The sequence below is a fragment of the Nocardia vinacea NBRC 16497 genome (assembly GCF_000308835.1).
Classification (GTDB): domain Bacteria; phylum Actinomycetota; class Actinomycetes; order Mycobacteriales; family Mycobacteriaceae; genus Nocardia; species Nocardia vinacea.
The window spans coordinates 1-2,974 of the sequence record NZ_BAGN01000222.1 but is presented as its reverse complement, the minus strand read 5'-3'; the positions used below and the strand labels follow the sequence as shown (position 1 = coordinate 2,974).

The window sequence follows — 2,974 nt, the reverse complement described above, 5'->3', positions numbered from 1 at the left end:
CATGCGCAGGGGAGCCTGTCGATGCTCGGCCGGTGCGAGTAGTTGTGGCTCAGCCCAGGGCGCGGAGGCGGGGGGCCAGGTCGCGCTGGAAGAGGTCGAGGAAGCGGGACTGGTCGTGGCCGGGGGCGTGGAAGACCAGGTGGTTGAGGCCGGCGTCGAGGTACGGCTTGATTTGTTCGACAGCCTGGTCCGGATCATTGGCGACGATCCAGCGCTTGGCGATCTGCTCGATCGGGAGGGCGTCGGCGGCGGCCTCCATTTCGATCGGATCGGTAATGGAATGCTTCTGCTCGGCGGTCAGCGAGAGCGGGGCCCAGAAGCGCGTATTCTCCAGTGCCAGTTCGGGATCGGTGTCGTAGGAGATCTTGATCTCGATCATCCGGTCGATCTGCTCGACGGCGCGTCCGGCTTTGGCGGCGCCCTCCGCGACGGCGGGCATCAACTTCTCGGTGTACAGATCCATGCCTTTGCCGGAGGTGCAGATGAAACCGTCACCGGCGCGGCCCGCGTAGCGCGCGACCAGGGGGCCGCCCGCGGCGATATAGATCGGGATGCCGCCCTTGGGCACGTCGTAGATCGAGGCGCCGACGGTCTTGTAGTACTCGCCGTCGAAGTCGGTGCGTTCACCGGTCCACAGCGCGCGCATGAGGTCGACCGATTCGCGCAGCCGAGCGAAACGCTCCTTGAATTCCGGCCATTCGCCGGTGTAGCCGGTGGCGATCTCATTGAGCGCCTCACCGCTGCCGACACCGAGCATGATGCGGTCGGGGTAAAGACAACCCATGGTCGCGAAGGCCTGCGCGATCACGGCGGGGTTGTAGCGGAAGGTCGGGGTGAGCACCGAGGTGCCGAGTTGAATGCGCTTGGTGCGCTCGCCGACCGCGGCCATCCAGGCCAGCGAGAACGGCGCATGCCCGCCCTTGTGCCGCCACGGCTGGAAATGGTCGCTCACCGTTGCGCTGTCGAGGCCGTGTTCCTCGGCCGCCACCGCGATTTCCACCAATTCCCGCGGTCCGAACTGTTCCGCCGACGCCTTGTATCCGAGCTTGAGATCACCCATATGCGCCACTCCTGTCGCTTCGCTCAACGGTCCGTGCGGGAGGTTCCGCACTCCGTCGGCCGCCTGAATCCCGCGACCGCATCCCGGTACAACCGCAAGGGCGACACCGGAGTTCCCGAGCCGCGATCGGCCTACCTGAGCGCTGCGCGATCGGTTCTCACACGGCCTCCCCTCGACCATAGTCAGCGCGTCCTGGGAAGGTGCGCAGGGCCGCACCCGGTGATCGCAATACCCAACTCCGGGGACCGGATCTCCGTCGGCAGAAGAACCGGGCATTCGAGGTGCTGCGTATCGCTGAGGTGCGACTCCCCCGCGGCGCGGTAAGTCGGTGGCAGCCTGCGGCGGCACAGCAAGTCGCTGACGGCTATTGGGGAGTCGGCATCAGCGCACGATGCGACGGCAAGCCGGAGACGCCCATGGGGACCTCAGCATCAACTCACGACGCAGCCACAAGCCAGAGACGCCCATGGGGACCTCAGCATCAACTCACGATGCGACGGCAAGCCGAGAACGGCTCCTGGGGAAAGTCAGCATCACCCACGGTGCGACGGCAAGCCGGAGACGGCCCTTGGGGAAGTCAGCAGCGACAAGCCGGAGACTGCTCACGGCGAGGCAAGTGACAACACACAGCGAGGCAGCCAGTCTCGCGACGACTCACAGCGACGCGGCAAGTGGGTGGCGCTAAGGGCGGTGTGGGGATGGTCGCATCGAAGCTGGTATTCGCGCGGTGGCCGGGCGGATAGCCGACAATTGACTCGTGAGCACACCAGATGAACCGATCCTGTCCTACCTCACCGATATGGATGGGGTGCTGGTGCACGAAGACCATCTGGTGCCCGGTGCCGACAAGTTCCTAGCAGAGCTGCGCGACAATGAGATCCCGTTCCTGGTGCTCACCAATAACTCGATCCGCACGCCGCGCGATCTGCAGGCCCGCCTGCGCCACACCGGACTCGATATTCCGGAGGAGGCGATCTGGACCTCGGCGCTGGCCACCGCGACCTTCCTCAACGACCAGCGCCCCAACGGAACCGCCTACGTGGTCGGCGAATCCGGACTTACCACCGCACTGCACGAAATCGGCTATGTGCTGACCGATAGCGATCCGGACTACGTGGTGCTCGGCGAAACACGCACCTACTCCTTCGAGGCGATCACCACCGCGATCCGGCTGGTCGATCGGGGTGCGCGCTTCATCGCCACCAACCCGGACGCGACCGGCCCGTCCCGCGAGGGCCTGCTCCCCGCGACCGGCTCGGTCGCCGCACTGATCACCCGCGCGACCGGCAAGGAGCCGTACTACGTAGGCAAGCCGAACCCACTGATGATGCGCTCGGCACTGCGCCGGATCGGCGCACATTCACAGTCGACCATAATGATCGGCGACCGCATGGACACCGACATCGTCTCTGGCCTGGAGGCGGGCATGCGCACCGTCCTGGTCACCACCGGCATCTCCACCCGCGAATCCGTCGAGCAATTCCCCTACCGCCCCACCCTGGTCGTCGACTCAGTAGCCGACCTCGTAGGCCGAACCCACAACCCCTTCCCCTGACCCTCACCCCCGCCCCCGCGGGCGATCAAGATCAGGTGGAACTGGTGGCGTAGCCTTCTCGCGTTTTGCCGCCGTAGTTTCCACGTGATCATTTGTCCAGGTCGGCAAGTGGCCGGGACAAGGGGGAGGTGGGGGTTGCGTTCGGGGTGGTGGGCTGCGGTGGGGCCTGTTGTTCTGCACTGACTTCCGGGGTCTGGCGGTCCAGGATGGTTTGGCGTTGCGTGGTTTTGTCGGTGCAGTGCTGGGCACGTTGTGTGCCGTACCCGGCTTACCTTCCGCAGCCGGGTGGGCAGGCTCGCGGCTTCCAGCGTGGTCGACTGGCTGTGGTTGCGTTCTCGAGCGTGGGATCAAGATCAGGT

General features: G+C 65.7%; 2 protein-coding genes. One reads left to right on the top strand and one right to left on the bottom strand.

From position 1 onward, the window contains the following. Positions 1–49: 49 nt before the first annotated feature. Complete coding sequence (fgd, locus tag ON44_RS31450) at positions 50–1,060, bottom strand: glucose-6-phosphate dehydrogenase (coenzyme-F420) (RefSeq protein ID WP_040696830.1); 1,011 nt, start codon at positions 1,058–1,060, stop codon at positions 50–52. Between the two features lie 799 nt (positions 1,061–1,859). On the opposite strand from fgd, the gene ON44_RS31445 reads away from it, so the two are divergent. Continuing rightward, positions 1,860–2,615, top strand: coding sequence for an HAD-IIA family hydrolase (locus ON44_RS31445; RefSeq protein ID WP_051182654.1), 756 nt, complete (start codon positions 1,860–1,862; stop codon positions 2,613–2,615). Positions 2,616–2,974 lie beyond the last annotated feature (359 nt).